General features: G+C 61.3%; 24 protein-coding genes. 13 read left to right on the top strand and 11 right to left on the bottom strand.

The window, feature by feature from the left end; genetic code table 11:
• Window positions 1-38: 38 nt before the first annotated feature.
• Entirely contained in the window at window positions 39-779 is a 741-nt protein-coding gene (locus AC19YY_RS04695) for a flagellar basal body rod protein FlgF (RefSeq protein ID WP_057438904.1), read from the bottom strand.
• 344 nt (window positions 780-1,123) lie between these two features.
• Entirely contained in the window at window positions 1,124-2,686 is a 1,563-nt protein-coding gene (locus AC19YY_RS04690) for a sigma-54-dependent transcriptional regulator (protein WP_500603902.1), read from the bottom strand.
• Between the two features lie 277 nt (window positions 2,687-2,963).
• On the opposite strand from AC19YY_RS04690, the gene phhA reads away from it, so the two are divergent.
• The 3 genes from phhA (at window position 2,964) to AC19YY_RS04675 (ending at window position 5,413) form a co-directional block, all read left to right on the top strand.
• Complete coding sequence (gene phhA, locus AC19YY_RS04685; RefSeq protein WP_099168095.1) at window positions 2,964-3,755, top strand: phenylalanine 4-monooxygenase; 792 nt, start codon at window positions 2,964-2,966, stop codon at window positions 3,753-3,755.
• A gap of 105 nt (window positions 3,756-3,860) precedes the next feature.
• Entirely contained in the window at window positions 3,861-4,217 is a 357-nt protein-coding gene (locus AC19YY_RS04680; RefSeq protein WP_017134918.1) for a 4a-hydroxytetrahydrobiopterin dehydratase, read from the top strand.
• Window positions 4,214-5,413: an amino acid aminotransferase gene (locus tag AC19YY_RS04675; RefSeq protein WP_500603901.1), complete on the top strand. Its 1,200-nt coding sequence runs from the start codon at window positions 4,214-4,216 to the stop codon at window positions 5,411-5,413. Before AC19YY_RS04680 ends, AC19YY_RS04675 begins: the two co-directional genes overlap by 4 nt.
• Before the next feature lie 123 nt (window positions 5,414-5,536).
• On the opposite strand, the gene AC19YY_RS04670 is transcribed toward AC19YY_RS04675, so the two are convergent.
• On the bottom strand, window positions 5,537-6,346 hold the full coding sequence (locus tag AC19YY_RS04670; protein WP_169955905.1) for a UDP-2,3-diacylglucosamine diphosphatase: 810 nt from the start codon (window positions 6,344-6,346) through the stop codon (window positions 5,537-5,539).
• A gap of 133 nt (window positions 6,347-6,479) precedes the next feature.
• On the opposite strand from AC19YY_RS04670, the gene AC19YY_RS04665 reads away from it, so the two are divergent.
• From AC19YY_RS04665 to AC19YY_RS04655, 3 genes are all read left to right on the top strand, one after another.
• Entirely contained in the window at window positions 6,480-7,238 is a 759-nt protein-coding gene (locus AC19YY_RS04665) for a helix-turn-helix transcriptional regulator (RefSeq protein WP_432754484.1), read from the top strand.
• A 93-nt stretch (window positions 7,239-7,331) separates the two neighbouring features.
• Window positions 7,332-8,213, top strand: a complete 882-nt coding sequence (locus tag AC19YY_RS04660) for a DMT family transporter (RefSeq protein ID WP_500603900.1) — start codon at window positions 7,332-7,334, stop codon at window positions 8,211-8,213.
• A 128-nt stretch (window positions 8,214-8,341) separates the two neighbouring features.
• Window positions 8,342-8,623 (top strand): hypothetical protein, encoded by a 282-nt coding sequence (locus AC19YY_RS04655; protein WP_169955899.1) that lies wholly within the window; start codon window positions 8,342-8,344, stop codon window positions 8,621-8,623.
• Window positions 8,624-8,661: 38 nt separating this feature from the next.
• Here the strand turns inward: AC19YY_RS04655 and AC19YY_RS04650 are convergent, their stop codons facing one another.
• Complete coding sequence (locus AC19YY_RS04650) at window positions 8,662-8,949, bottom strand: Rdx family protein (RefSeq protein ID WP_500603899.1); 288 nt, start codon at window positions 8,947-8,949, stop codon at window positions 8,662-8,664.
• 84 nt (window positions 8,950-9,033) lie between these two features.
• On the opposite strand from AC19YY_RS04650, the gene AC19YY_RS04645 reads away from it, so the two are divergent.
• The gene (locus AC19YY_RS04645) at window positions 9,034-11,223 is read left to right on the top strand and encodes a patatin-like phospholipase family protein (RefSeq protein ID WP_170042604.1); all 2,190 of its coding nucleotides are present in this window, start codon (window positions 9,034-9,036) and stop codon (window positions 11,221-11,223) included.
• Between the two features lie 145 nt (window positions 11,224-11,368).
• On the opposite strand, the gene AC19YY_RS04640 is transcribed toward AC19YY_RS04645, so the two are convergent.
• Together AC19YY_RS04640 and recQ are read right to left on the bottom strand one after the other, a co-directional pair.
• Window positions 11,369-11,803 carry a MarR family transcriptional regulator gene (locus tag AC19YY_RS04640; RefSeq protein WP_169955894.1) on the bottom strand — a complete coding sequence of 145 codons (435 nt, stop codon included), beginning with the start codon at window positions 11,801-11,803 and terminating at the stop codon, window positions 11,369-11,371.
• Window positions 11,804-11,924: 121 nt separating this feature from the next.
• Window positions 11,925-14,054, bottom strand: a complete 2,130-nt coding sequence (gene recQ, locus AC19YY_RS04635) for a DNA helicase RecQ (protein WP_029292447.1) — start codon at window positions 14,052-14,054, stop codon at window positions 11,925-11,927.
• Window positions 14,055-14,328: 274 nt separating this feature from the next.
• Here recQ and AC19YY_RS04630 point away from each other — a divergent pair, with 274 nt between their 5' ends.
• The 3 genes from AC19YY_RS04630 to AC19YY_RS04620 all read left to right on the top strand — a co-directional run bounded on the left by AC19YY_RS04630 (window position 14,329) and on the right by AC19YY_RS04620 (window position 18,900).
• Window positions 14,329-14,916, top strand: a complete 588-nt coding sequence (locus tag AC19YY_RS04630; protein WP_169955890.1) for a UPF0149 family protein — start codon at window positions 14,329-14,331, stop codon at window positions 14,914-14,916.
• Between the two features lie 20 nt (window positions 14,917-14,936).
• Window positions 14,937-15,323 carry a YbaN family protein gene (locus AC19YY_RS04625; RefSeq protein WP_169955888.1) on the top strand — a complete coding sequence of 129 codons (387 nt, stop codon included), beginning with the start codon at window positions 14,937-14,939 and terminating at the stop codon, window positions 15,321-15,323.
• A gap of 106 nt (window positions 15,324-15,429) precedes the next feature.
• Complete coding sequence (locus AC19YY_RS04620; protein WP_169955886.1) at window positions 15,430-18,900, top strand: hybrid sensor histidine kinase/response regulator; 3,471 nt, start codon at window positions 15,430-15,432, stop codon at window positions 18,898-18,900.
• Between the two features lie 181 nt (window positions 18,901-19,081).
• On the opposite strand, the gene AC19YY_RS04615 is transcribed toward AC19YY_RS04620, so the two are convergent.
• A complete protein-coding gene (locus tag AC19YY_RS04615) occupies window positions 19,082-20,446 on the bottom strand; it encodes a DNA recombination protein RmuC (RefSeq protein ID WP_172312964.1) in 1,365 nt (454 codons plus the stop codon).
• A 175-nt stretch (window positions 20,447-20,621) separates the two neighbouring features.
• Window positions 20,622-20,945 carry an SEL1-like repeat protein gene (locus AC19YY_RS04610; protein ID WP_169955257.1) on the bottom strand — a complete coding sequence of 108 codons (324 nt, stop codon included), beginning with the start codon at window positions 20,943-20,945 and terminating at the stop codon, window positions 20,622-20,624.
• An 879-nt stretch (window positions 20,946-21,824) separates the two neighbouring features.
• On the opposite strand from AC19YY_RS04610, the gene AC19YY_RS04605 reads away from it, so the two are divergent.
• The 3 genes from AC19YY_RS04605 to AC19YY_RS04595 all read left to right on the top strand — a co-directional run bounded on the left by AC19YY_RS04605 (window position 21,825) and on the right by AC19YY_RS04595 (window position 24,248).
• Window positions 21,825-22,049, top strand: coding sequence for a hypothetical protein (locus AC19YY_RS04605; RefSeq protein ID WP_007898912.1), 225 nt, complete (start codon window positions 21,825-21,827; stop codon window positions 22,047-22,049).
• Window positions 22,050-22,326: 277 nt separating this feature from the next.
• Window positions 22,327-22,809: a hypothetical protein gene (locus AC19YY_RS04600; protein WP_169955256.1), complete on the top strand. Its 483-nt coding sequence runs from the start codon at window positions 22,327-22,329 to the stop codon at window positions 22,807-22,809.
• A 146-nt stretch (window positions 22,810-22,955) separates the two neighbouring features.
• On the top strand, window positions 22,956-24,248 hold the full coding sequence (locus tag AC19YY_RS04595; RefSeq protein WP_500603898.1) for an OmpP1/FadL family transporter: 1,293 nt from the start codon (window positions 22,956-22,958) through the stop codon (window positions 24,246-24,248).
• Window positions 24,249-24,313: 65 nt separating this feature from the next.
• On the opposite strand, the gene AC19YY_RS04590 is transcribed toward AC19YY_RS04595, so the two are convergent.
• The 3 genes from AC19YY_RS04590 to AC19YY_RS04580 all read right to left on the bottom strand — a co-directional run bounded on the left by AC19YY_RS04590 (window position 24,314) and on the right by AC19YY_RS04580 (window position 26,681).
• Entirely contained in the window at window positions 24,314-24,865 is a 552-nt protein-coding gene (locus AC19YY_RS04590; protein ID WP_500603897.1) for a glutathione peroxidase, read from the bottom strand.
• Window positions 24,866-25,015: 150 nt separating this feature from the next.
• Window positions 25,016-26,215: an MFS transporter gene (locus AC19YY_RS04585; protein WP_500603944.1), complete on the bottom strand. Its 1,200-nt coding sequence runs from the start codon at window positions 26,213-26,215 to the stop codon at window positions 25,016-25,018.
• Window positions 26,216-26,276: 61 nt separating this feature from the next.
• Window positions 26,277-26,681: a MarR family winged helix-turn-helix transcriptional regulator gene (locus AC19YY_RS04580; protein WP_169955253.1), complete on the bottom strand. Its 405-nt coding sequence runs from the start codon at window positions 26,679-26,681 to the stop codon at window positions 26,277-26,279.
• Between the last annotated feature and the right edge of the window lie 34 nt (window positions 26,682-26,715).

Raw genomic sequence — 26,715 nt, 5'->3', positions numbered from 1 at the left:
GCGCCGCGTTACAAAATTAGTAGTCAGTGGCGCTGCAATCAGCTCATCTGCATGACGCGAGTCATGGCCTGGTCGTCTTCTTTGGCGCTGTTCATCATTTTCACGTGCAATTCGAACTGCTTGGACAGGGCCAGCACCGCCGTCATTTCTTCGACGGCATTGACGTTGCTCGACTGCAGGAAGCCCGAGTTCACCTTGACGCTGGCATCGGCCACCGCCGGCTGGCCGTCCTTGGTGTGGATCGCGCCATCCAGGCCCTTGGTCATGTTGGCCAGGTCCGGCTTGACCAGCTTGATGCGGTCCACTTCAGCCATCACCCGCGGGCCTTCGCCCATGGCGCGGATGCTGATGGTGCCGTCTTCGCCGACTTCGACCTTCTGCTCGGGCGGCACCGAAATCGGCCCGCCATTGCCCATGATCGGCATACCGTTGCCGGCCCGCAGCACGCCCAGTGCGTCGATATTCATGCTGGCGGTACGCACGTAGGCTTCGCCGCCATCGGGGGTTTGCACGGCGATCCAGCCGTCACCGCCGACGGCAACGTCCAGGTCACGGCCGGTCTCGACCATCGAGCCAGGGGAAAAATCGGTGCCGGGGCGCTCGGTCAGGGCAAACGCCCGCGCCGGAAAGCTGTCACCAAACACCGGCATCGAGCGGGCCTGTTCCAGGTCACGCTGAAAACCGTTGGTGGAAATGTTCGCCAGGTTGTTGGCATGGGCCTTTTGCGCCAGTGCATTCTGGCTGGCGCCGGTCATTGCCACATAAAGGTACTTGTCCACGCTCATTCCTCTTACTGACGGACGTTTGCCGCCCACCGATGTACTGAGGAGTCTTTAGCAATTTGCGCACCAACTTTTTAAAAGTCAGGGAAAGGCAGGTGGGGCAAGGGGTTGGGGCGTATCAAGGATTATTGCAGGGGCAGGACGAGTCGGAAAAACGGCGGAGTTCTGCCGGTTGCGGCAAACACCGGTCTTGGCAGTGACACAGGTCCATTGTGGGGGCGGCGGTGCGACGATTCGACTTGCTCGCGAAGGCGGTGGATCAGTCGGTACCTGTATTGACTGATCCACCGCCTTCGCGAGCAAGCCCGCTCCCACATTTTTAATCCCGTTGCGTCAGGGGTTTATTTGTCGGCCTTGAGCACTGCGTAATCGCGCAATTTGTTGGCGATGGTGGTGTGGGACACGCCCAGGCGCTTACCCAGCAAGCGACTGCTGGGGTGCTCTGTATACAGGCTTTCCAACACCGCCTTTTCAAACCGCCCGACAATCTCTTCCAGGCCGCCCTCCAGGGAGAAATCGCCAAGCGGCTGGCGCACGCCGTAGTCCGGCAAGCGAATATGCTCAGCCTTGATCGTGCCGCCCTCGCACAACGACACCGCCTGGAACAGCACGTTTTCCAACTGCCGCACATTGCCCGGCCAATGGTAGTGACTGAGCCGCTCCATGGCCGCCGGAGCCAGCCTGGGCAGCGGGCAGCCGATCAGGCGGCTGGCCTGGTCGATAAAGTGCTCGACCAGCGGCGGCAGCCCGTCGAGGCATTCGCGCAGCGGCGGGATATGCAGCGACAACACATTGAGCCGGTGATACAGGTCCTGGCGAAACTCCCCTCGGGCACACAATTCCGACAAATCCACCTGGGTCGCGCAGATCACCCGCACATCCAGATAAACCTCTTCGTCACTGCCTACGCGCCGGAAGCAACCGTCCTGCAGAAAGCGCAGTAACTTCACCTGCAACCGCGCGCTCATTTCGCCCACGCCATCCAGAAACAACGTACCGCCCGCCGTCAACTCCAGCAGCCCCAGCTTGCCCTCCGCCCGCGCCCCTTCAAACGCACCAGGGCCGTAGCCGAACAGCTCGGTCTCGGCCATCGACTCCGGCAACCCCGCGCAATTGAGCGCCATCAACGGCGACTGCCCGCGCGGGCTGGCCAGATGACAGGCGCGCGCCAGCAGTTCCTTGCCGGTGCCGGTTTCGCCTTCTATTAATAGAGGGGCATCGAGGGGCGCCATGCGCCGGGCTTCACGCACCACCGCGGCCATGACTTTGGAGCTCTGGAAAATACTGTCAAAGCCCCGCAGCTCCTGCTTGCGCACATTGTAGATACGCTCGCCGACGCGGTCGGCGCGGTGCAAGGTCAGCACGGCACCGGCCATGGCTTCGCTGTCGTCATGCTCGGACGATTGCAGCGGGGCGATGTCTGCAAGAAACACGTCCCCCTTGACCTTGACCCGCAGGCCATTGATCCGCGACTTGCTCGCACGCACCAGCTCCGGCAGGTCGAAGTCCTCGGCGTAGCGCGACAAGGGAATGCCCGGTACTTCGTCCACGCGCACCCCGAGCAGCTGCGCCGCCGCGCGGTTGGCCGCGACAATCGAGCCGCCCATGTCGATGGACAGCACCGGGAATTCCAACGCCCCCAGCAAGGCGTTGAGTTCCATGTGCCGGCGCTCGCTGGGCATCAGCCCTACCCGTTTGACGCCAAACACCCCGGCAATCGCCTCGAACTGCGGGCGCAGGGCCTGGAATTGCATATTCACCAGATTCGGGCAGTACAGGTAGATGGCATTGCCATGTTCGCCGCCGACCTCGCCCTTGGCCACGTTGACGCCGTACTCCACCAGCAGGTTGAGGATGTCCCGCAGGATGCCAATGCGGTTCTGGCAATGCACTTTGATACGCATGTAAAGGCCCGGTTTGTTGTAGGAGGGCTGATCGGGCTGCGTCTTTTTGTCGCCGGACGCAGATAGTCGTCAAGATTATGTGACAGACAGTGACCTTTTCAAACCCGAAAATCCCAATGCCGGGTGCATAACCACCCAACCGTAACGAATACTTTACGAAAACCGGTGAATTTTCCTACAGCCTTAACCTAGTGGCAGGTGGAATCCACCGCCAGGCGGAGTATCAATAAGCCCATAGCAGGACATAACAAGAACGAATGCCTAGCAGGAGAGCCGTATGAAGCAGACGCACTACGTGGCCCGCGAGCCCGATGCGCAAGGTTTTATCCACTACCCGCCCGAAGAACATGCGGTGTGGAACACCCTGATCACTCGCCAATTGAAAGTGATCGAGGGTCGCGCCTGCCAGGAATACCTGGACGGCATCGACAAGCTCGGCCTGCCCCATGACCGTATTCCGCAACTCGCCGAAATCAACAAAGTGCTGGCCGAAACCACGGGCTGGCAAGTGGCGCGGGTCCCGGCGCTGATCCCCTTCCAGACCTTCTTTGAATTGCTCGCCAACAAGCAGTTTCCGGTGGCGACCTTTATTCGTACCCGCGAAGAGCTGGATTACCTGCAAGAGCCGGATATTTTCCACGAGATTTTCGGACACTGCCCGCTGCTGACCAACCCCTGGTTCGCCGAATTCACCCACACCTACGGCAAGCTCGGCCTCGCAGCCACCAAGGAGCAACGGGTGTACCTGGCGCGCCTGTACTGGATGACCATCGAGTTCGGCCTGGTGGACACCCCCGAAGGCCGGCGCATCTATGGTGGCGGCATCCTGTCGTCGCCCAAGGAGACGGTGTACTGCCTCTCGGATGAGCCCAAGCACCAAGCCTTCGACCCTCTGGAAGCCATGCGCACGCCCTATCGCATCGATATCCTGCAGCCGCTGTATTTCGCCCTGCCCAACCTCAAGCGCCTGTTCGAAGTGGCGCAGGAAGACATCATGGGCATGGTCGAGCGCGGCATGCAGCTGGGTCTGCACGCGCCGCTGTTCCCACCCAAGCCCAAGGCGGCTTGAACTGATGCTTTAAAGGCCAGGTGAGCCTGTTCCCTGGCCGCGCGTTGCTTTAGGGTGACGCGACTGGCAACCGAATTCCACATACTCGATTTCAGGAACACCTTTATGACCACCTTGAACCAAGCCCATTGCGAAGCCTGCCGCGCCGACGCCCCGCAAGTCAGCGACGAAGAACTGCCGGTGCTGATCAAGCAGATCCCAGACTGGAACATCGAAGTGCGCGACGGCGTGATGCAGCTGGAAAAAGTATTCCTGTTCAAGAACTTCAAATTCGCCCTGGCCTTTACCAACGCCATGGGCGAAATCTCCGAGGCTGAAGGCCATCACCCAGGCCTGCTGACCGAATGGGGCAAAGTCACCGTGACCTGGTGGAGCCACTCGATCAAGGGCCTGCACCGCAACGACTTCATCATGGCCGCGCGCACCGACGAAGTGGCCAAGGACGCCGAGGGCCGCAAGTGATGCATTTCGCCGCGATTGGCCGGGTGCCTGGTGATCCGATCCTGGGGCTGATGGAGTCCTATGCCAAGGACGCCAACCCGCAAAAATTCGACCTGGGCGTGGGCGTGTATAAGGATGCCCAGGGCCTGACCCCGATCCTGCAGGCGGTAAAACGCGCCGAGCAGCGCCTGGTCGAGCAGCAAACCACCAAGACTTACATCGGCGGGCATGGCGACCCGGCTTTCGGCCGCCTGATCAGCGAATTAGTGCTGGGCGCAGGCTCCGCGCTGCTCAAGGCACAACGCGCCGGCGCCACGCAAACCCCGGGTGGCACCGGCGCCCTGCGCCTGAGCGCCGACTTCATCGCCCACAGCCTGCCAGGCCGTGGCGTGTGGTTGAGCAACCCGACGTGGCCGATCCACGAAACCATCTTCGCCAAGGCCGGGCTCAAGGTCAGCCACTACCCCTATGTGGGCAGTGACAACCGCCTGGACGTGCCGGCCATGCTCGCCACCCTGGCCACCGTGCCCGAGGGCGACGTGGTGCTGCTGCACGCCTGCTGCCACAACCCCACCGGTTTCGACCTGTCCCAGGACGACTGGCGCCAGGTGCTGCAGATCGTGCGCGAGCGCCAGTTGCTGCCGCTGATCGACTTCGCCTACCAGGGCTTTGGCGATGGTCTGGAGCAGGACGCATGGGCGGTACGCCTGTTTGCCGATGAACTGCCTGAGGTGCTGATCACCAGCTCCTGCTCGAAGAATTTCGGCTTGTACAGCGACCGCGTCGGCGCGCTGATCGTGTGTGCCAACGATGCCGAGAAACTGTTGGATGTGCGCAGCCAACTGGCGTTTATCGCGCGCAACCTGTGGTCGACACCACCGGATCACGGGGCCGCCGTGGTCGCGACTATCCTCGGTGACAGTGCGCTCAAGCAGCTGTGGAGCAGCGAAGTCGAAGGCATGCGTTCGCGTATCGCGCAACTGCGTTCGGGCCTGGTCGAAGCGCTGGCGCCCCACGGGCTGTCTGAGCGCTTTGCCCATGTCGGCGTGCAGCGCGGGATGTTTTCCTACACCGGCCTGAGTGCCGAGCAGGTGAAACAGCTGCGGGAAAAACACAGCGTGTACATGGTCAGTTCCGGGCGCGCCAACGTGGCCGGGATTGATGAAACGCGGCTGGGGTTGCTGGCCGAGGCCATTGCAGACGTGTGCCGCAACTGACGAAACCGAATCAAATGTGGGAGCGGGCTTGCTCGCGAATGCGGTGGGTCAGTGATGGATATGTTGACTGATACACCGCATTCGCGAGCAAGCCCGCTCCCACATTTTTGACCGAGGCGATCTTCAGCCCGCAACCATCTCGGCCTTGACCTGCGCCTCCCTGGCCTGGGCATCCGCCAACCGATACAACTCGATATGCCCATCCCAGTGCTCGATCAATGCCGTGCACGACTCCACCCAATCCCCGCAATTGAGGTAGTCCACCTCGCCCACCTTGCGAATCTCCGCATGGTGGATATGCCCGCACACTACGCCGTGCAACTCGCGCTTGGTCACTTCGTGGGCGATGGCTTCCTCGAAATCGCTGATAAAGCTCACCGCTGTCTTCACCTTATGCTTGAGGTACGCCGACAGCGACCAGTAGCCATATCCATAACGCGCCCGCCAGTGGTTCAACCAGCGGTTGAGGGTCAGGGTGAATTCGTAGGCCGAATCGCCAAGAAACGCCAGCCAGCGGTGGTAGCGGGTGATCACGTCGAACTGGTCGCCGTGGATCACCAGCAAATGCCGGCCATCGGCGGTCACATGCACCGCTTCGTCCACCAGTTGGATATTGCCCAGGATCAGCTTTGAATAGCGGCGCAGGAACTCGTCGTGGTTGCCAGTGACGTAGATCACCTCGGTGCCGCGCTTGCTCATGGTCAGCAGGCGGCGGATCACGTTCGTATGGGCCTGGGGCCAATACATGCCGCCGCGCATTTTCCAGCCGTCGATGATATCGCCCACCAGGTACACCTTGTCGGCATGGTAGCCCTTGAGGAACTGCGACAGATGTTCCGCCTGGCAGTCCCGGGTGCCCAGGTGCACGTCGGAGATCCACAGGGTACGAACCCGTTGCTTGCGGCTGGGTTTGGCGATCTCGGCGCTGGTCATGGCATACCTCGAGGGTGTTTTCGCCAGCTTGCTCCCGGGCAATTAATAGCCCATGACAGTCTTGCGTCAGTCAGATGACAGCGCCCGCCGCCCGTCGGGCGGTGTAAACTGCCGGCCTGCCCGGGAGATTGCGATGAGACCGACCCTCACGCTGCGCCATTACACCCATGACCTGATTGCCCATAGCCATGACCACGCGCAACTGGTGTTCGGCCTGGCCGGCCGCCTGGATTTCGAGGTCGAAGGCATGGGCGGCGAGATTTGCCCACAAGGGGTGATGGTCCTGCCCTTCTCCACCCACCACAGCTGTGGCAGCCCCCGGGGCAGCCAATGCCTGGTGCTGGATGTGCCCGACGAACAGTGGATGGTGCAATCTTTGGGCGAGCACGCGGATGCCAGTCGCCGCCTGCTCGACCAACCGGCCCGGGTGACCCTGGATGCCCGCCAGGGCCAATTGGTCAACTGGCTGGCGAGCGGCGCCCTGGATGACCCACTGATCGCCCAGCAAGGCGCGGTGCTGTTATTGGCTACGCTCAATGGCCAGCCGCAGGCTCAAACCGGCGCGCGACGCCTGCCCTATGGCGCATTCAACGCCCATATCGACCAGCATGCGGCCTACCCGCTGCAGGTCGCGGATCTGGCGCGGCTGGCGGATATGTCCGTCGCCCGCCTGCACGCACGCTTTATCGCCGAATGCGGGCTGACCCCCATGGACTACATCCGCAACCGCCGCCTGCACATGGCCCGTGGCTTGCTGCGCGACAGCCACCTGCCGATTGGCGAGATCGCCGCGCGGGTTGGCTACGGTTCGCAAAGTGCGTTTGCCGCAGCGATGTTGCGCGCGTTCGGCAGCTCGCCCGGAGCCCTGCGCCGGCTCGACAACGGGCGCTAGTCCTGCGATAAAACCGGCGATTCCCACGACAGACACCCAGGCGCCAGGCGCTCTAGACTGGATGCCTGCCTGCCCACTGCTTTAAGGATTGTCATGACCCCGCGCACTGCCCTCGGCGCCCTGCACATCGGTGCACTGATGTTTGGCCTTACTGGCGTCTTCGGCAAACTCGCCGCCGCCTCGCCGAGCATTATTGTGTTTGGCCGTGCCGCTTTCGCGGTGCTGGCCCTGGTGCTGTTCGCGCGTTTTGCCAGCAGCACACCGTGGCAAAAACTCTACAGCGCTGACCTACGGCGCCTGCTGCTCAGCGGCCTGCTGCTGGCCGGGCACTGGGTGAGTTTCTTCATCGCGGTAAAAGTGGCGGGGGTGGCGATTGCGACGCTGGGGTTCGCCACGTTCCCGGCGTTCACGGTGGTCCTTGAAGGCCTGATCTTCCGCGAGCGGATCCGCGCCAATGAAATGGTACTGGTGGTGCTGGTCAGCGTCGGCCTGGTGCTGGTCACCCCGGACTTCGACCTGGCCAGCCAAGCCACCAGCGGCCTGGTCTGGGCCGTGGTCTCGGGCCTGCTGTTCTCGCTGCTCTCGTTGAACAACCGCGCCAGCGCCAGCATTCCCCCGGTGCAGGCAGCCCTGTGCCAAAACGTAGTGGTCGCCGTGTGCCTGCTGCCCGTCGCCGCTCCAGGCCTTGGCGAGGTACGTGCCCTGGACTGGTTGTGGATCGGTCTGCTGGGGGTGTTTTGTACCGGGCTGGCCCACAGTTTGTTTGTCGCCAGCCTCAAGGTGCTCAAGGCGCGCACCGCCGCGGTGGTGTTCGCCATGGAGCCGGTGTATGGCATCACCGTAGCCTGGCTGCTGTTCAGCGAAACCCCGACCCTGCGCATGTTGCTGGGCGGCGCGCTGATCATTGCCGCCATCGTCGTCTCGGGCTTGATGAGCCGCCCGGCCAAGGCCAAACAGCCGCCGGCCATGGCCTGATCTATACTTTTCCTATCCGCAACAGTCAGCTGTCGTTCAACGGATACAGACTCCTCGACGACAGCCGTGGTCCTTGAAGTTGCTGCATGCGAGTGGTCGCTCCCTTAATGCTATGCAGGAGTTTCACCATGGACATGTTCATCCCCCTGATCATTCAGATCATCAGTGGCGCAGTCGGCGGCAACATTGCCGGTCTGAGCAAGCAAGGCCTGGGCTCCGGGCTCAATACGGTGGTCGGTGGCGTCGGCGGCCTGGTGCTGGGGCAGATCGTCGCGGCGATCACTGGCATGCCAGCGGGTGGCGCGCTGGATGTTGCCGCCGTGGGCAGCAATATCGTCGGCGGCGGTGTCGGCGGCCTGGTGCTGACGTTTGTCGTCGGCTGGATCAAGAATAAAATGGCCGCCAAATAAACCACCCCACACTGCCGGCCATGCGCCGGCAGTGTCGCCTACGAAGTCCGGTCGTTGTGCCCCAGGTCCCGATCTGGGGCGATCTGGTCGCGCACCCGCTGCTTGAGCACCTTGGCCTCGGGGAAACCGCCATCGGCCTTGCGCTCCCAGATCTGTACGCCGTCGCAGGTGATGCGAAACGCCCCGCCGGTCGCCGGCTCCAGGGCGACTTTGCCGAGGTCGTCGGCAAAGGTGCTCAGCAGTTCCTGGGCCAGCCACGCGGCGCGCAGCAGCCACTGACATTGGGTGCAATAGGTGATGACAATCTCGGGCTTGGATGCGGACATAAAATGAAGAACTCCTGAGATGACGAGACAGGTGGATCGGATGGCTATAATACCGGCCTTTGCCGCCCAGCCCCGAGATTGATGATGCGCCGCCTGTTGTCCTGCCTGCTGCTGTGCCTGCTCCCTGTCCTTGCCCAAGCCGTTGAAACCCCACGCCCGAAAATCGGCCTGGTGCTTTCCGGCGGCGCCGCCCGTGGCCTGGCGCACATCGGCGTGCTCAAGGCCCTCGAAGAGCAAGGCATCCACATCGATGCGATTGCCGGCACCAGCATGGGCGCGGTGATTGGCGGGTTGTACGCGTCGGGCTACAAGATCGACGAACTGGAAAAACTGGCACTGAGCATCGACTGGCAATTAGCGCTGTCCGACGCCCCGCCCAGGGAAGACGTGCCGTTCCGGCGCAAGCAGGATGACCGGGACTTCCTGATCAAGCAGAAACTGAGCTTTCGCGACGACGGCAGCCTGGGCCTGCCCCTGGGCGTGATCCAAGGCCAGAACCTGGCGCTGCTGCTGGAGAGCATGTTCGCCCACAGCAGCAATACCCGCGACTTCGACAAGCTGCCGATTCCCTTTCGCGCGGTGGCCACCGACATCACCAGCGGCGAGAAAGTGGTGTTTCGCAAGGGCCATCTGCCTCAAGTGATTCGCGCCAGCATGTCGATCCCCGCAGTGTTCGCCCCGGTGGAACTGGACGGCCGGCTGCTGGTGGATGGCGGCATGACCGATAACATCCCCCTGGATGTGGCGCGGGAGATGGGAGTCGATATCGCCATCGTGGTGGATATCGGCACGCCGTTGCGCAACCGCAAGCAACTGGCGACGGTGGTGGATGTGCTCAACCAGTCCATCACCCTGATGACCCGCCGCAACTCCGAGGAACAACTCAAGGCCCTGCACCCAGGCGACGTGCTGATCCAGCCACCCTTGGCCGCATATGGCGTGACCGATTTTGGCCGCGCCAAGGACATGATCGACGCTGGCTACCGCGCCACCAGGGCCCTGGATACCCGCCTGGCACGCCTGCGCCCAACCGGGTCGGTGGACGCCGAACTGACCGCCGCCCGCACCCCAGGCCAGCGCAACCCGACGATTACCGCGATCAAGGTGGAGAACGACTCGAAAGTCGGCGACGACGTGATCCGCTACTACATCCGCCAACCCATTGGCGAGCCGCTGAACCTGGCCCGCCTGCAATCGGACATGGGCACCCTGTACGGCCTGGATTACTTCGAGCAGGTGCAATACCGCGTGGTGAAAAAAGGCCCGGACAACACCCTGGTCATCAGCGCGCGCGGCAAACGCAGCGGCACCGACTACCTGCGCCTGGGGCTCAACCTGTCCGATGACATGCGCGGCGACAGCGCGTTCAACCTCGGCGCCAGCTACCGTGTCAACGGCATCAACCGCCTTGGCGCCGAATGGCTCACCAGGGTGCAGATCGGCGATCGACAGGAGCTGTACAGTGAGTTCTACCAGCCGATGGATACCGGCTCACGTTACTTCGTCGCACCCTATATCAGCGCGCAGGCGCAGAACGTCGAACTGATCCTGGATAACGACCCGATCTCCGAATACCGTCTGGAGCGCTATGGGTTTGGCCTGAACGTTGGCCGGCAGATCGGCAACAGCGGCGAAATCCGCTTCGGCGTCGGCGAAGCCTGGGGCAAGGCCGATGTGCGCATCGGCGACCGCGACTTGCCCAGCGTGAGCTTCAACGAGGGTTTCTATGAACTGAAGTACTCCTTCGACTCCCTGGACAACGTGTACTTCCCCCATACCGGTGAAGATATTGGCCTGGCCTACCGCGAATTCGAACCGGGCCTGGGCTCCGACCAGCGCTACCGGCAATGGGAGTTCAAGCTGGACAAGGCCATGAGCCACGGCCCGGACACCCTGGTACTGGGCGGGCGCTACGGGCGCACCCTGGATGATTCCGACGTGGTGATTTCCAGCTTCCTGCTGGGCGGTGCGCGGCAGCTGTCAGGGTTCCGCCAGGATGCGATTTCCGGGCAGAACGTCAGCCTGATGCGCGCGGTCTACTACCGCCGCCTCACCCCACGCTCCTACTTGCCGTTGGACTTCCCGCTGTACCTGGGCGCCTCCCTGGAACGCGGGCGGGCGTGGAACAACGACAATGAGTTCGACAGTGGCTATATCAATGCCGCGAGCATCTTCCTCGGGTTTGATACACCGCTGGGGCCGTTGAACTTCAGCTATGGGTTTAATGATGACAATCAGAAGGCGGTGTATCTGAATCTTGGGCAGACGTTCTAACAACGACGCTTATCCGAGGTGGAGCAGGCTTGTGTGGGAGCGGGCTTGCTCGCGAAAGCAGTGGTTCAGTCACCGGATACATTGACTGACACACCTCTTTCGCGAGCAAGCCCGCTCCCACATTTTGATCAGCGGCGTAATCGGATCAGGTCTTTTCCAGGTTCGCCAGAATATGCCCATGCACACGCATGCACACACGCATCTCTTCTTCATCGACCCCCACAAACAGCTCCTGGCGCAAAGCCGTGGCAATGGTCTCGATTTGATCGATCAACGGCCTTGCTGGATCACACAACACAATGCGCTTGGCACGCCGGTCTTCCAGCACAGCCTGGCGTTGCACCAGGCCCTGGCTCTCCAGGCTGTCGAGCAGGCGCGCCAATGTAGGCCCTTCCACCCCGACACTCTGGGCCAGCTCACGCTGGGTCGGTGCTTCTTCAAAGCGGGCCAGATGCAGCAGCACCAGCCAGCGCGCCTGGGACAACCCCAGCCCAGCCAGGCGGCGATCCAGTTCGGCGCGCCAGCCACGGGACATTTGCGCCAACTGCATGCCAAAACGGTGTTGATCGGTTAACGGCATAAAAAACTCATGGATTAGACTGAAAATAAAGTGTGGCTAATTATTAGTCAGCTAAGCATGCCCCATGGCCGTAGGCAAGGCTTGCAATGTACTGATTCGTTACATTGTCGTAATTGACGCATCAAATCTCGAATTCCGACTGCAACGCGGCCCGTACACAGTACAAAACACCCTCCGGCACCCGCCCGGTGAACAGCGGCGCGATGTCGGACACCGGTGGCAACTCGCCCTCGCCGTCGAGAAACGCATCCTGGATTTCACCCAGCAAATCTTCCGGCAGATCCAGGGCCTGCTCCAGGGACAATTGCTGTTTGCCAATGGACTCGGCCAGCAAGGTGTAGACGTTTTTTTCCGAGCACTGCAACTGCCCGGCGATCTGGATCGGGGTCATGCCGGCGCGGGCCAGGCTGATCAATTCGTGGCGGATATCGGCGATTTCCTTGGGTGCCTCGGCCTGGCCACCAAGGACTTCCAGGAAGGCCTGGCCATAACGCTCAAGCTTGCGCGCGCCGACGCCACTGACCCGGGCCATTTCGGCCATGGTGGTCGGTTGCTCGCGCAACATTTCCAGCAACGTGGAGTCGGGGAAGATGACGTAGGGCGGCACGCTGTGCTCTTGCGCCAGCTTGCGGCGCAAGGCACGCAGGGCTTCCCACTGTTCGCGCTCTTCGCCCCGCACCAATTGGCTGGCCTGGCTGGTACTGCTGGATTTGGCAGTGGTCTGCGGCTTGAGGTCGCGGCGCAGCTCCAGGCTGACCTCGCCCTTGAGCAGTGGCCGGCAGCTATCGTTCAGGCGCAGGCCGCCGTAGCCTTCCAGGTCGATATCCACCAGGCCGCGTGCCACCATCTGGCGGAACAGCGAGCGCCATTCGCCTTCAGCCCGCGCCTTGCCTACGCCGTACACCGATAGGTGCTGATGGCCAAAGCTGCGGATTTTTTCGTTGTCCTTGCCCAGCAGTACATCCACCAGATGGCCGACGCCATAACGCTGGCCGGTCCGGAAGATCGCCGACAAGCCTTGGCGCGCCGGCTCGGTAGCATCCCAGGTCTGCACGCCGTCCACACAGTTGTCGCAATGCCCACAAGGCTGGGGCATGTCTTCGTCGAAATAGGCGAGCAAGGTCTGACGACGGCAGCGGGTTTCTTCGCACAGCGACAGCATGGCGTCGAGCTTGTGCTGCTCCAGGCGCTTGTGGCGCTCATCGCCTTCGGAGTTTTGCAGCATCTGCTTGAGCATCACCACATCCTGCAGGCCGTAGACCATCCAGGCATCCGCCGGCAGGCCATCGCGACCGGCACGCCCGGTTTCCTGGTAGTACGCCTCAAGGGACTTGGGCAGGTCCATATGGGCCACGAAGCGCACGTTGGATTTGTCGATGCCCATGCCAAACGCAATGGTCGCCACCATGATCAGGCCTTCCTCGTTAAGGAAGCGCTTCTGGTGATAGGCCCGCAACTCGTTGGGCAGGCCGGCATGGTAAGGCAGCGCGGGATAGCCCTGCTCACACAGGAACGCCGCCACTTCATCGACCTTCTTGCGCGACAGGCAGTAGACGATCCCGGCATCGCTGCGCCGCTCGGAGAGGAACGCCAGCAACTGCTTGCGTGGCTGTTCCTTGGGCACGATGCGGTAAAAGATGTTGGGACGGTCGAAGCTGGAGAGAAAACGCTCGGCGTTCTGCAGGTGCAGGCGCTCGACGATTTCCTCGCGGGTGCGCTTGTCGGCCGTGGCGGTCAGGGCGATGCGCGGCACATTGGGGAACAGTTCGGCCAGTTGCCCCAATTGCAGGTATTCACGGCGGAAATCGTGGCCCCACTGGGATACACAGTGGGCCTCGTCGATAGCGAACAGGGAGATTTCCAGGCTCTGCAGGAATGCCAGCATCCGCGGCTGGACCAGACGCTCGGGCGCCAGGTAGAGCATCTTCACTTCGCCACGGCGGATCCGCGCCGCCAGGTCGCGTTGCTGTTCGGCACTCAGGGTAGAGTTCAACGCGGCGGCGGCGACGCCCAACTCTTCCAGGGTGGCCACTTGATCGTCCATCAGCGCGATCAACGGCGAGACCACTACCGCCAGCCCTTCACGCAACAATGCCGGCACCTGGAAGCACAACGACTTGCCGCCACCGGTAGGCATCAGGACCAGCGCATCACCGCCGCTGGCCACGCGCTCAATGATCGCACCCTGGCGGCCACGAAAGCTGTCGTAGCCGAAGATGTCCTTGAGGACGCGTTGAGCCTGTTCAAGCATGAAAAACTCCAAATTCCACCGAAATCCCTCTGTACAGGCTGGCTGAAAAAGCGCGCCTGGCCGGGAAATAATCCGTAAGCGAACTTTTCCCGCAACCGCATCCGGCCTGCAGGGGCATCACAAAACGCGGCAGTATACCCGAGCGCTCCCCGGCAAAGGGCGCCACTGACGAATAGCGGCCCATCTGAAAACCCTGCAAATATGCCGTGCGACTGGCCTGCACGCTCAAGAAGGCCTAGAATTCAGCATCGTTTATTCCCAAGGTAGTCTTTCAATGTCCTTCGCTGAGCAACTAAACCGCCTGCAAGCCTTCCTCGATGCCGATGAGCTGCATGACGAGGCGCTGGACTACGTGGCCGCCCACGGCTACCTGACTGCGCTGTCGATCTGCTCCGAACCGGTGCCTGATCGTGAATGGATCGATGCCCTGTTCGCCGAAGAGCCGCACTACAAGGATGAGGCCCAGCGCACCGAGATCGAAGAAACCCTGCTCCAGCTCAAGGCCCACATCTCACGCCAATTGGCGTCCGATGAGGAGTTCGAGCTGCCCTGCGACCTCGACCTCGGCGAAGAGCCCGACGACTCCGACCTGCGCGGCTGGTGCATTGGCTTCATGGAAGGTGTGTTCCTGCGTGAAGCGGCCTGGTTCGAAACCGCCGAGGAAGAAGTCAGCGAAATGCTGCTGCCGATCATGGTCGGTTCCGGCCTGTTCGACGACCAGCCTGAGTTCGCCGATATCGCCAGCGACGCCAACCTGATGGACGACATGATCGTACAGATCCCGGAAGCACTGACTGCCCTGTACCTGCTGTGCAACGCCCCCGACGAAAAACCGGCGATCCTCAAGCCTCGCCACCACTGAGTACCCCGCCCGTGGCGCCCATGGGCAACCGCTCCCCGATTGTGCGCTACGTGCTGCTGGCCATTGGCTGGTTGAGCGTCGCACTCGGGGTGATAGGGATCTTCCTGCCGGTCTTGCCGACCACCCCCTTCCTGCTCCTGGCTGCCGGCTGCTTTGCCCGCAGCTCCCCGCGTTTCTATGACTGGCTGGTGAATCACCCGCGCCTTGGTCCGTGGATTCGCGACTACCTGGACGGCAACGGCATTCCATTAAAAGGCAAGGTGTACGCCATCGGCCTGATGTGGCTGAGCATCGGCCTGTCCTGCTACCTGGTGCCATTGCCCTGGGCACGCGGGTTCATGTTGACCAGTGCGGTGCTGGTGACGATCTACATCCTGCGTCAGAAGACCCTACCTCCACGTTCGTAGGAACCGTCCCTACACGACCTTCGTCGACACTGACTAACCCCGGCCATCATGCGAGACTGTCGCCCCGGGCCTGGAATGCCCGGGTGTTCTTATGTCCGGAGTACTCATGACGCTGTCCAGCGGGCTGATCGCCGCCGTTGCCCTGGCCTACATGGCCATTATGTTTGCCATCGCCTTCTACGGTGACCGCCGCCGCGCGCCGCTGCCGCCACGGGTGCGCGCGTGGGTGTATAGCCTGTCGCTGGCGGTGTACTGCACCAGTTGGACCTTCTTCGGCGCTGTGGGCCAGGCTGCTGAACAGCTGTGGGCATTTTTACCGATCTACCTGGGACCCGTCCTGCTCCTGGTGCTGGCGCCCTGGGTCCTGCAAAAGATGATTCTGATCAGCAAGCAGGAAAACATTACCTCCATCGCTGACTTTATCGCTGCGCGCTATGGCAAATCCCAGTCCCTGGCGGTGGTCGTGGCGCTGATCTGCCTGGTCGGCGTGCTGCCTTATATTGCCCTGCAACTCAAAGGCATCGTGCTGGGGGTCAACCTGCTGATTGGCGCCGGTGCCGATGCCACCGGCACGCGAGCCCAGGACACCGCCCTGATCGTGTCCCTGGTGCTGGCACTGTTCACCATCGTATTCGGTACCCGCAACCTCGACGCCACGGAGCACCACCGTGGCATGGTGCTGGCGATTGCCTTCGAATCCCTGGTCAAGCTGTTCGCGTTTCTCGCCGTCGGTGCGTTTGTTACCTACGGCCTGTACGACGGTTTCAACGATCTGTTCAGCCAGGCCATGCTCGCGCCGAGGCTGGAGGAGTACTGGAAAGAGACCGTCAACTGGCCGTCGATGGTGGTGCAGACCGGCGTGGCGATGATGGCGATCATCTGCCTGCCCCGCCAGTTCCACGTCACCGTGGTGGAGAACATCGAGCCCCAGGACCTGCGTCTGGCCAAGTGGGTGTTCCCCGCGTACCTGGTGCTGGCTGCGCTGTTTGTGGTGCCAATTGCCCTGGGCGGCAAAATGCTGCTGCCCGGCTCGGTGCTGCCGGACTCCTACGTGATCAGCCTGCCCCTGGCCGAAGCCCATCCGGCCCTGGCGCTGCTGGCGTTTATTGGCGGCGCTTCGGCGGCGACCGGCATGGTCATCGTCGCGAGTGTGGCGCTGTCGACCATGGTTTCCAACGATATGTTGCTGCCCTGGCTGCTGCGCCGCACCAACGCCGAGCGCCCGTTCGAAGTCTTCCGCCACTGGATGCTCTCGGTACGCCGGGTCAGCATCGTGATTATCCTGCTGCTGGCCTATGTCAGTTATCGCCTGCTCGGTTCCACCGCCAGCCTGGCGACCATCGGCCAGATCGCCTTTGCTGCGGTGACCCAACTGGCACCGGCGATGCTCGGCGCACTGTACTGGAAGCAAGCCAACCGACGCGGCGTGTTTGCCGGCCTGGCGGCAGGCACCTTCCTGTGGTTCTACACCCTGGTGTTGCCGATTGCCGCCCATAGCCTGGGCTGGTCGCTGAATATCTTCCCGGGCCTGGCCTGGCTGCACGGCAACCCGCTGGGGCTGCCTATCACGCCACTGACCCAGGGTGTGGTGCTGTCTTTGGCCGGTAACTTCACCCTGTTTGCCTGGGTCTCGGTGCTGTCGCGTACACGGGTGTCGGAGCATTGGCAGGCCGGGCGCTTTATCGGCCAGGAAACCAGCCAGCGCGCCAGCGCCCGCTCCATGCTGTCGGTGCAAATCAATGACCTGTTGAGCCTGGCCGCGCGGTTTGTTGGCGAGGAACGCGCGCAGCAGAGCTTCATCCGCTTCGCCTATCGCCAAGGCAAAGGCTTTAACCCCAACCAGAACGCCGACAACGACTGGATTGCCCACACCGAACGACTGCTGGCTGGCGTGCTCGGCGCCTCATCGACACGGGCGGTGGTGAAAGCGGCCATTGAAGGCCGCGAAATGCAGCTAGAGGACGTAGTTCGTATCGCAGACGAAGCGTCCGAAGTGCTGCAGTTCAACCGGGCGCTGTTGCAAGGCGCCATCGAGAACATCACCCAGGGCATCAGTGTGGTGGATCAGTCCCTCAAGCTGGTGGCCTGGAACCGTCGCTACCTGGAACTGTTCAACTATCCTGACGGCCTGATCAGCGTCGGCCGGCCGATTGCCGACATTATTCGCTACAACGCCGAGCGCGGGCTGTGCGGCCCGGGTGAGGCCGAAGTCCACGTGGCGCGGCGCCTGCACTGGATGCGCCAGGGCCGGGCACATACGTCGGAACGGCTGTTTCCCAACGGCCGGGTGATCGAGTTGATCGGCAACCCGATGCCGGGCGGTGGGTTTGTCATGAGTTTTACTGACATTACTGCGTTCCGCGAGGCCGAGCAGGCTCTGACCGAGGCCAATGAAGGCCTGGAACAGCGGGTCACCGAGCGCACTCATGAGCTGTCGCAACTGAATGTGGCCCTGACCGATGCCAAGGGTGTGGCCGAGTCGGCCAACCAGTCGAAAACCCGCTTCCTCGCCGCCGTCAGTCACGACCTGATGCAACCGTTGAACGCGGCGCGACTGTTCTCGGCCGCCCTCTCCCACCAGAGCGAAGGCTTATCCGGTGAGGCCCGGCAACTGGTGCAGCACTTGGACAGTTCGCTGCGCTCGGCCGAAGACCTGATCAGCGACTTGCTGGATATCTCCCGCCTGGAAAACGGCAAGATCAACCCTCAGCGCCAGCCGTTTGCCTTGAGTGAACTGTTCGACGCCCTGGGCGCGGAGTTCAAGGTGCTGGCCCAGGAGCAAGGCTTGAGTTTCCGCCTGCGCGGCAGCCGCTTGCGCATCGACAGTGATATCAAGCTGCTGCGGCGAATCCTGCAGAATTTCCTGACCAACGCTTTTCGCTATGCCCACGGCCCGGTACTGCTGGGTGTACGACGGCGTCGCGGCGAACTGCGCTTGGAGGTGTGGGATCGTGGCCCAGGCATCCCGCTGGATAAACAGAAAGTCATCTTCGAAGAGTTCAAGCGCCTGGACAGCCACCAGACCCGTGCCGAAAAGGGCCTGGGGCTTGGCCTGGCCATTGCCGACGGGCTGTGCCGCGTGCTCGGTCACCGCTTGCGCGTGCGCTCATGGCCAGGCAAAGGCAGCGTGTTCAGCGTCAGTGTGCCGCTGGCCAAGGCACAGACCAGCTTGCAGGTGCAGGCCACACCGGACAAGGGCCTGCCACTGAGCGGCGCCCAGGTGCTGTGCGTGGACAACGAAGACAGCATCCTGATTGGCATGCGCAGCCTGTTGAGTCGTTGGGGCTGCCAGGTCTGGACCGCACGCGACCAGGCGCAATGCGCGGCCTTGCTGGCCGAGGGCATGCGCCCGCAATTGGCATTGGTGGATTACCACCTGGACCACGGCGAGACCGGCACGGAGTTGATGGGCTGGCTGCGCGCGCAACTGGCGGAGCCGATTCCTGGGGTGGTGATCAGCGCCGATGGCCGTCCGGAGATGGTGGCCGAGGTACATGCAGCGGGGTTGGATTACCTGGCCAAGCCGGTAAAACCGGCGGCGTTGCGCGCACTGCTGAATCGGCATTTGCCGTTGTAACGTGCGGGTGCTGGCTTGCCGTAATGCCGTTCAGTTAAGTGAACGCAATGCTCACGACAGCGAAGATCCCCTGTGGCAGCGGGCTTGTCGGATCGCCGCGAAGACGTCGGCCCAGCAAACATTGATGTTGACTGGCCCACTGCTTTCGCGAGCAAGCCCGCTCCCACATAGAGTTCTGTGTTTAGTCAGGTAGCTGGGCGACGCCATCTTCGTCAGTCATCGCTTTTTCCAGCAGATCGGCAGGCAGGCCTTTACTGGCCCGCGCACCCAGCAGCTTGAGTTGCTCCACCCGGCTGACCAGATTGCCGCGACCATCTGTGAGCTTGTTGCGCGCAGCACTGTAAGCCTTATCCAACTGCTGTAATCGATTGCCGACTTCATCCAGGTCCTGGATAAACAGCACGAACTTGTCGTACAGCCAGCCGGCGCGTTCGGCGATTTCCCGGGCGTTCTGGCTTTGCCGCTCCTGCTTCCACAGGCTGTCGATCACCCGCAGGGTCGCCAGCAAGGTGGTCGGGCTGACGATCACGATATGGCGGTCGAAGGCCTCCTGGAACAGGTTCGGCTCGGCCTGCAAGGCGGCCGAAAACGCCGCCTCGATGGGTACGAACAACAACACAAAATCCAGGCTGTGCAGGCCTTCCAGGCGCTTATAGTCCTTGCCGGCCAAGCCTTTGACATGATTGCGCAACGACAGCACATGCTGCTTGAGGGCGGCCTGGCCGATCACCTCGTCATCGGCCGCCACGTACTGCTGATAGGCGGTCAGGCTGACCTTGGAGTCCACCACCACCTGCTTGTCGCCCGGCAACATGATTAGCACGTCCGGCTGGAAACGCTCGCCATCCGGGCCCTTGAGGCTGACCTGGGTCTGGTACTCACGGCCTTTCTCCAGGCCGGCATGTTCCAGCACGCGCTCCAGAATCAGTTCGCCCCAGTTGCCCTGGGTCTTCTGTCCCTTGAGGGCGCGGGTCAGGTTGGTGGCTTCGTCCGACAGGCGCAGGTTCAATTGCTGCAGGCGCTCCAGCTCCTTGCCCAGGGAAAAACGCTCGCGCGCTTCATTCTGATAGCTTTCTTCCACGCGCTTTTCGAACGACTGGATGCGTTCCTTCAACGGGTCAAGCAATTGCCCCAGACGCTGCTGGCTGGTTTCGGCAAACCGCTGCTCACGCTCATCGAAGATTTTCCCGGCCAGCTCGGCGAACTGCGCACGCAGTTCATCCCGCGAGCCTTGCAGGTCGTTGAGGCGTTGTTGATGGCTGTCCTGCTGCTCACGCAGTTCGGCGCGCAGGGAGGCCGACAAGGCATCCAGGCGGCGTAGCTCACCTTCCTTGGCGGAGCGCTCGATGTTCCAGGCGTGGGCCGCATCCCGCGCGTTATCGCGATCGATTTGCAGCAACTCGACTTCCCGGCGTACCGCTGCCAGATCCGCCTGCTTGGCCGCATTGGCCTGGCTCAGGTCGCTGATCTCGTCGCGGCTGGCGTCCAGTTGCGCGGCCAGGCCTTCCTGGGCCAGTTGCCCAGTGGCCAGGCGCTCTTCCAGCAGTTCCCAACCGGTGCGGCGTGCGTTCAGGCGGCGCTGGATCTGCCAGCACAGGACCGATAGAGGCAACGCCGCAGCGGCGAGGCCCAGTGCCACACTGGTCCAGTCAAAAGCCATAGCCATTCCTGCCATTACGGTAAAAGAGGAAGGTTAACCAAGCAGGCGCTTCGTGGACAGCTCAGTCTTTGAGCTGACCCAATTCACGCTGGGCGCCCACGTCGCCGGCACGGGCGGCCTGGCGCAGGAGGTCATGGCCGATGCGGCGGTCCCGGGCATTGCCGCACTCGCGACACATCAACAGGCCCAGGCGGCTCTGTGCCACGACCACACCTTCACGAGCCGGCTGCTTGAGCAAACGTCCGGCGAAATGCTTGATATTGGGGTTATCGCCGATGCGCGGGCTATCCAGCAGCCACAAGGCGACCTTCAAGGAGAAACGCTTGGGCGGGGTAACACTAGCAGGGTTGTCGGTAACAGAAGGTGATACTGAGCGAAACTTCATAAAGCACTGTAGGGCAGAACGGAAGGCGCGCCACTCTACTCCTTTTTTCGTACGGGTAAAGCTGAAAAAACCCTGCACGCCCGTTCTAGAGCAAGCGCTCGGGACAATCCACAGAAGCTGTGGATAACTCAGTGGACAACCGTGCTTTAACTCGCGCAAAGGCCCATGGAATGGGGGCCGCGCTTAAACTGACGATTTTTTCACCAATAAAAAAAAGCCAGGTTTTTCATTGACTTAAATTTTCGATGCAGGCATTCGTGGGCCAATCCGGCCGCGCACCATCCTGGTGACACACTGCGCAACCAATGTGCGCAACTACCTGCCTGGCGGTTATATCCCCACCCTCACACGGCGCAAAACGTTACGCCGGTGACACACTAGCCCGGACCGAGGCCTGGCCCCCAGTAAAGTATTTTGGCTAACACACTTGCTTTACCTGTTTCAAGCCATTACTATCTGCGGCGTTAGTACCAAGCTGAAAGTCAATTCTGGTCGAACAAATCCCCGCGATGTAGCTTCCCTAAAGAGAAGTTCTGTCAATCTTGATGGGATCGACCACCTCGATGGTTTCCAGGTATCACTTGCGACGACACTGCCTTTGAACAATGCAAAGGGTGTCGCGAAGTTTCCATACTCTGACCGAACCAACCTGCAAATTGATCAGGATCTTCACCCTGGGCCCAGAACCTTTGCCCCTGTTGTGTTGCCTGCCCTCCTAAGTACCTACCTGCCAGCCCAAGCGCGCCAAACTATTTAGCGCTTCAAACTGGCTGCTTTGTTCCAGTCGGGTTCTTCGCATGATCAATGGTGATCAGCGTCACTGGAACGTTTTAACGTTGCACGGATCTTATCCGTGTCATTTGTAGGAACACCAATAATATGTCCACTCAAATCCATACTCAGGATGCCATTCGCACCCTCACCAATGCTTTTGCCCCAATGAACTGCCTGATCATGGCCGCTCGCAAAGGCTGCTTCAGCTTCACCCTGGTCAACGAACACGGTATCGCTCGTCACAGCGAACGCCTGTACCCCGATCAATACTCCAGCGCAGAACCGCTGCAGGCCGTGATCGAGCGTACCCGTCAGGCTCTGGTTGCCTGATTGACCCGACGCTGAACATCGAAAACCCTGCCCGCAAGGCAGGGTTTTTTATTGCCCTCGATTCGGTTTTTCAGCAGTTCCTTTTAGGCCAAACAGATATAACGCTTATAACCACCGGCCGGAAATATTTTAAAAACAGTCCTTTACGTCGTGAATCTGACACTACACTTCAACTCAGGCGGCATGATCCGCCTCCGGCGAGCCTGAGATCCGATTCACCGCTGCCAAGCCCCCCTTCTCAGGCCTCGTCGACCACTTTCAAGGTTTCGAGGGTTTTATGGGCATTGCCGCCGGCGAATTGTGTCGTTATGTGATCCGACCCACGCTGATTTACCTCGGTCGCCACAGCCAGACAGCAGAAACCCTGCTGCTGGGAGTTGCCGCCAGCCAATCGGAACTGGGTTCTGCCTTGCACGACCGGCGCGGCCACGGCCTGTATCGCATCACCGAACCGCGTCACAGAGCCCTGTGGGACAACTACCTGGCCCTGGACCCCGAGCGTGCAAGCCTGGTGCGCGGCCTCGCCAGCCAGCATGCCTTCCTCAGCGGGCCGCAGCTGGAGCTGGCGGTCAACCTGCGTTACGCCACCGCCATCGCCTGGTCGCTGGTGGAACAACATCGCCCCGAGCTGCCCCAACCCGACGACCTGCTGGCCATGGCGCGTATCTGGAAAGAAATATTTCACCCCCAGGGTCGGCTGCGCGATTACACCCAGGCCTGGCAAACCTGTGTAAACCCAATGAATCAGGTCGCCTGCTGATCGGGCACTTTGCAAGATTCGGCAAAAAGCGGCAATTTTGGTCGGATTGTCCTACAAAACCGCTCTATCTCCTATATTACAGCCTATAGCGCTAAGTTAATTTTATTGATACTTTCCGCAGCGGTGATCACCACGGAGTTCTAATAATGAAAAAAGTAATGCTCAAGACCACACTTAGCCTCGCCGTTGCCATGGCCTCTTCCCAACTGTTCGCAAGCGGCTTTGCCCTCAACGAACAGAGTGTTAGCGGGATGGGTACCGGTTTCGCAGGCCGTTCTTCTTCTGCCGATGATGCAAGCACTGTTTATGGCAACCCTGCCGGTATGGCTCGCCTTGAAGGCCAGCAAGTCACAGGCGGTGTTGCAGCGATTGATGCCACGACCAATATCAGCCAGGTCAGCGGCAACACCAACACTTCCGGTAGCAACAAAGGCGATATGGTGCCTTTCACTGCCGTGCCGTTCGGCTTTTACACCAACAAACTCAACGAGCAGTGGGCAGTCGGTTTCGGCGTCTATGCACCGTTCGGCCTGGTCACTGACTACGAACGTGGCTTCCAGGGTCGCGGCTTTGGCAGCAAGAGCGAAGTGAAGGTCATTACCTTCCAGCCAACTGTCAGCTATGCCTTCAACGACCGGGTGTCCGTAGGTTTCGGTCCGACCTTCAACCGCATCGCCGGTACGCTGGAGTCGGATGTTTCGCTGCCGCAAGTGCCTAACGCCGTCAACAACATCAAGATCAAGGGTGACGATACCGCCCTGGGCTTTAACGTTGGCGTGCTGGTACAAGCCACCGACACCACTCGCGTGGGCCTGACCTACCACTCGAAAGTGAAGTACAAGCTCGAAGGCCACACCGAAGTGTCCCCAGGCACCGGCGTTCCAGGCCAGTTGCTGCGCGGCAACCGCTACGACGCTTCGCTGAAGATCGACACCCCTGAATCCTGGGACCTGTCGGTGACCCAGGACATGAGTGATGCCTGGAAGCTGTATGCCGGTGCGACCTGGACACGCTGGAGCCGCCTGAAAGACATCACCGTCAACAACGAAGGTGTCACTGCGGGCAACGGCGGCGGTGCAGCACCACAGCTGGTGGGCACCATCACGGAAGAACAGAACTGGCACGACACCTGGGCTTACGCAGTCGGTACCTCGTACCAGCTGACCAAGCAAGTGGTCCTGCGGACCGGCCTGACCTTCGACCAGTCGCCTACCAACAACACTAATCGTTCGCCACGTATCCCTACCGGCGACCGGACAATCTTCAGTGTTGGCCTGGGCTACGCGGTCATGGATAACATGACCATCGACCTGGCTTACTCGTACCTCCAGGAAGAAGACATCAAGGTCAACAGCCACAACAAGCTGGGCCAGACGTACAACGCCAAATATGAAAACAGCGCCAACGGTTTTGGCCTGGGCATGACGTACAAGTTCTGATCCAACGCTGCATAAAAAAGCCCCGCTCTCCTGCACAGGAGGCGGGGCTTTTTAGTGGCCGATAATCAGGGCTTGGATGCCAGCGCCTGCTCCACAGCCTCGATCAGCTCCGGGCTGTCCGGCTTGGTCAGGCTGGAGAAGCTGGCGATCACCTTGCCCCGGCGATCTACCACGTACTTGTAGAAATTCCATTTCGGCGCGTTGCTTTGTTCGGCCAGGACCTTGAACAGGTGTACCGCATCAGGGCCCCTGACCTTCTGTGGCTCGGTCATGGTGAAGGTCACGCCGTAATTCACGTAGCAGACCTTGGCCGTCTCCTCGCCCGTCTTGGCTTCCTGCTTGAAGTCATCGGAAGGCACGCCAATCACTTCCAGGCCATCGCCCTTGTAGCGCTGATACAACGCCTCCAGGCCCTTGAACTGCGGGGCGAACCCACAAAAGCTGGCGGTATTGACGATCACCAGGGGCTTGCCGGCAAAGCGCTGGCACAGATCGATGGATTCCTTGGCGCGCAACTTCGGCAATTGGCCTTCAAGCAACGTCGGGCAATCGGCGGCCATGGCGACACCACCAAAGGCCATCGTCAGGGCGGGTACTGCAAGCCAACGCATTAACATGTGGGGTGTCCTTGGACAAAGTCAGGCAAGCAACTTAACAGATCGACATACCCAGTTGCATCAACGCCAGCCCGCTGCGCTGCCAGCCCCACCAGGCCAGCAGCAACAACGTCAGCAGGCCGGCTGCGCCAACCCAGTACCCGATCGAGTTCATGCAACCCCCATCTGCGCTTGCAACCTGGCCACAGGTCGCTCACGCACAGGCCAGTTAAGGGCGGCCGCGACCAGGCTCAAGACGATCGCCACCTGCCAGATCAAATCGTAGCTACCGGTTCGATCATAGACCACGCCCCCCAGCCAGCCGCCGAGGAACGAGCCCAACTGATGGAACAGGAACACGATCCCACCCAGCATCGACAGGTTTCTTACGCCAAACAAGGTCGCCACGGTGCCGTTGGTCAGCGGCACGGTCGACAGCCACAAAAAGCCCATGGCCATGCCGAACAGGTAGGCACTCATTTGCGTCACCGGCGCCCACAGGAACAACACGACCACCACCGCCCGCAGCAGGTACAACGCGGTAAGCAAACGTGGCTTGGACATCCGCCCGCCGAGCCAGCCTGCGGTGTAGGTGCCGAAGATGTTGAACAGGCCGATCAGCGCCAGCACCGTGGTGCCGACGGTCGCCGGCAGATGCTGGTCCACCAGGTAGGCCGGCAAGTGCACACCGATAAACACCACCTGGAATCCGCAGACAAAAAAGCCAAAGGCCAGCAACCAGAACCCGGAATGGGAACAGGCTTCGTGCAGGGCCTCGCGCAGGGTTTGCTGGCCTGCCACCACCGGCAGCGGGCGGTCCTTGATCATCGTCACCAGCGGCACGATCAGCGCCACCAGCAGGCCCAGCACCAGCAAGGCGGCGGACCAGCCCAGCCAGCCAATCAGGCCCAGGGTGCCCGGCAACATGGCGAACTGGCCAAAAGACCCGGCGGCGCTGGCAATGCCCATGGCCATGCTGCGTTTTTCCGGGGCCACGGCACGCCCGACCACGCCGAGGATCACCGAGAACGAGGTACCGGACAGGCCGATCCCGATCAACAAGCCGGCACTCAACGACAGCGACCACGCCGAATCGGACAAGCCCATGAACACCAGGCCCAAGGCATACAGCACGCCACCGATCATCACCACTTTGGCCGCGCCAAAGCGGTCGGCCAGGGCCCCGGTAAACGGCTGCGCCAGGCCCCAGATCAGGTTCTGCAGGGCGATGGCAAAGGCAAAGGTTTCACGGCCCCAGCCGAACTCGGCGCTCATGGGCGCCAGGAACAGGCCAAAGCCATGTCGCACGCCCAGGGAAAGGGCCAGGATCAGCGCACTCCCGACAAGAATCCAGCCACTGGTACGCCACATCGAGGTCATTATTATTCTCCGCTACGGGTATATACCCGCTTGTATTCGAACAAGCCCGCTTTTAAGCGAGTTCATCCAGCAAGGCCAACAGGGTTTCGCGTTTTTGCACGCCTAACTTATCAATCAGTTTCTGCTGCGCCGCTTCCCAGGCCGGCAACGCGGCCGCCAGGCGCTGTTTGCCTTCCTCCGTGAGCACGACCAAACGGTTGCGCAGGTCATCGCCCTCCACCAACCGCACCAGGCCTTCACCCTCCAACACCCGCAGGTTACGCCCCAGGGTGCTGCGATCCAGGCCCATGGCATCGGCCAGGGTAGAAATACTCGGCTGGTTCAGGCGCTGCAGGTTACACAGCAAGGAATACTGGGCGACGTTGATCCCGAAGCCATCGAGGGCGCCGTCATAGTGCCTGCTGACGCCACGGGCGGCACGACGCAGGTTGGTGCATAAACATTGGGAGGCAAGCATGGAACGTGTATATACCCGCGATTAAGGAAATGCA

Source organism: Pseudomonas sp. MF09156 (genome assembly GCF_059862305.1).
This window is presented reverse-complemented; position numbering and strand designations above follow the sequence as displayed.

Excerpts from the sequence above, each read along its gene's own strand:
- AC19YY_RS04660 (WP_500603900.1), top strand. The coding sequence starts at position 7,332 with ATGACCCCGCGCACTGCCCTCGGCGCCCTGCACATCGGTGCACTGATG.
- AC19YY_RS04640 (WP_169955894.1), bottom strand. The coding sequence starts at position 11,803 with ATGCCGTTAACCGATCAACACCGTTTTGGCATGCAGTTGGCGCAAATG.
- AC19YY_RS04625 (WP_169955888.1), top strand. The coding sequence starts at position 14,937 with ATGGGCAACCGCTCCCCGATTGTGCGCTACGTGCTGCTGGCCATTGGC.
- AC19YY_RS04630 (WP_169955890.1), top strand. The coding sequence starts at position 14,329 with ATGTCCTTCGCTGAGCAACTAAACCGCCTGCAAGCCTTCCTCGATGCC.
- AC19YY_RS04665 (WP_432754484.1), top strand. The coding sequence starts at position 6,480 with ATGAGACCGACCCTCACGCTGCGCCATTACACCCATGACCTGATTGCC.
- AC19YY_RS04585 (WP_500603944.1), bottom strand. The coding sequence starts at position 26,215 with ATGTGGCGTACCAGTGGCTGGATTCTTGTCGGGAGTGCGCTGATCCTG.
- AC19YY_RS04670 (WP_169955905.1), bottom strand. The coding sequence starts at position 6,346 with ATGACCAGCGCCGAGATCGCCAAACCCAGCCGCAAGCAACGGGTTCGT.
- AC19YY_RS04590 (WP_500603897.1), bottom strand. The coding sequence starts at position 24,865 with ATGTTAATGCGTTGGCTTGCAGTACCCGCCCTGACGATGGCCTTTGGT.
- AC19YY_RS04580 (WP_169955253.1), bottom strand. The coding sequence starts at position 26,681 with ATGCTTGCCTCCCAATGTTTATGCACCAACCTGCGTCGTGCCGCCCGT.
- AC19YY_RS04610 (WP_169955257.1), bottom strand. The coding sequence starts at position 20,945 with ATGAAGTTTCGCTCAGTATCACCTTCTGTTACCGACAACCCTGCTAGT.
- AC19YY_RS04600 (WP_169955256.1), top strand. The coding sequence starts at position 22,327 with ATGGGCATTGCCGCCGGCGAATTGTGTCGTTATGTGATCCGACCCACG.
- phhA (WP_099168095.1), top strand. The coding sequence starts at position 2,964 with ATGAAGCAGACGCACTACGTGGCCCGCGAGCCCGATGCGCAAGGTTTT.
- AC19YY_RS04690 (WP_500603902.1), bottom strand. The coding sequence starts at position 2,686 with ATGCGTATCAAAGTGCATTGCCAGAACCGCATTGGCATCCTGCGGGAC.
- AC19YY_RS04650 (WP_500603899.1), bottom strand. The coding sequence starts at position 8,949 with ATGTCCGCATCCAAGCCCGAGATTGTCATCACCTATTGCACCCAATGT.
- AC19YY_RS04595 (WP_500603898.1), top strand. The coding sequence starts at position 22,956 with ATGAAAAAAGTAATGCTCAAGACCACACTTAGCCTCGCCGTTGCCATG.
- AC19YY_RS04620 (WP_169955886.1), top strand. The coding sequence starts at position 15,430 with ATGACGCTGTCCAGCGGGCTGATCGCCGCCGTTGCCCTGGCCTACATG.
- AC19YY_RS04680 (WP_017134918.1), top strand. The coding sequence starts at position 3,861 with ATGACCACCTTGAACCAAGCCCATTGCGAAGCCTGCCGCGCCGACGCC.
- AC19YY_RS04605 (WP_007898912.1), top strand. The coding sequence starts at position 21,825 with ATGTCCACTCAAATCCATACTCAGGATGCCATTCGCACCCTCACCAAT.
- AC19YY_RS04645 (WP_170042604.1), top strand. The coding sequence starts at position 9,034 with ATGCGCCGCCTGTTGTCCTGCCTGCTGCTGTGCCTGCTCCCTGTCCTT.
- recQ (WP_029292447.1), bottom strand. The coding sequence starts at position 14,054 with ATGCTTGAACAGGCTCAACGCGTCCTCAAGGACATCTTCGGCTACGAC.
- AC19YY_RS04655 (WP_169955899.1), top strand. The coding sequence starts at position 8,342 with ATGGACATGTTCATCCCCCTGATCATTCAGATCATCAGTGGCGCAGTC.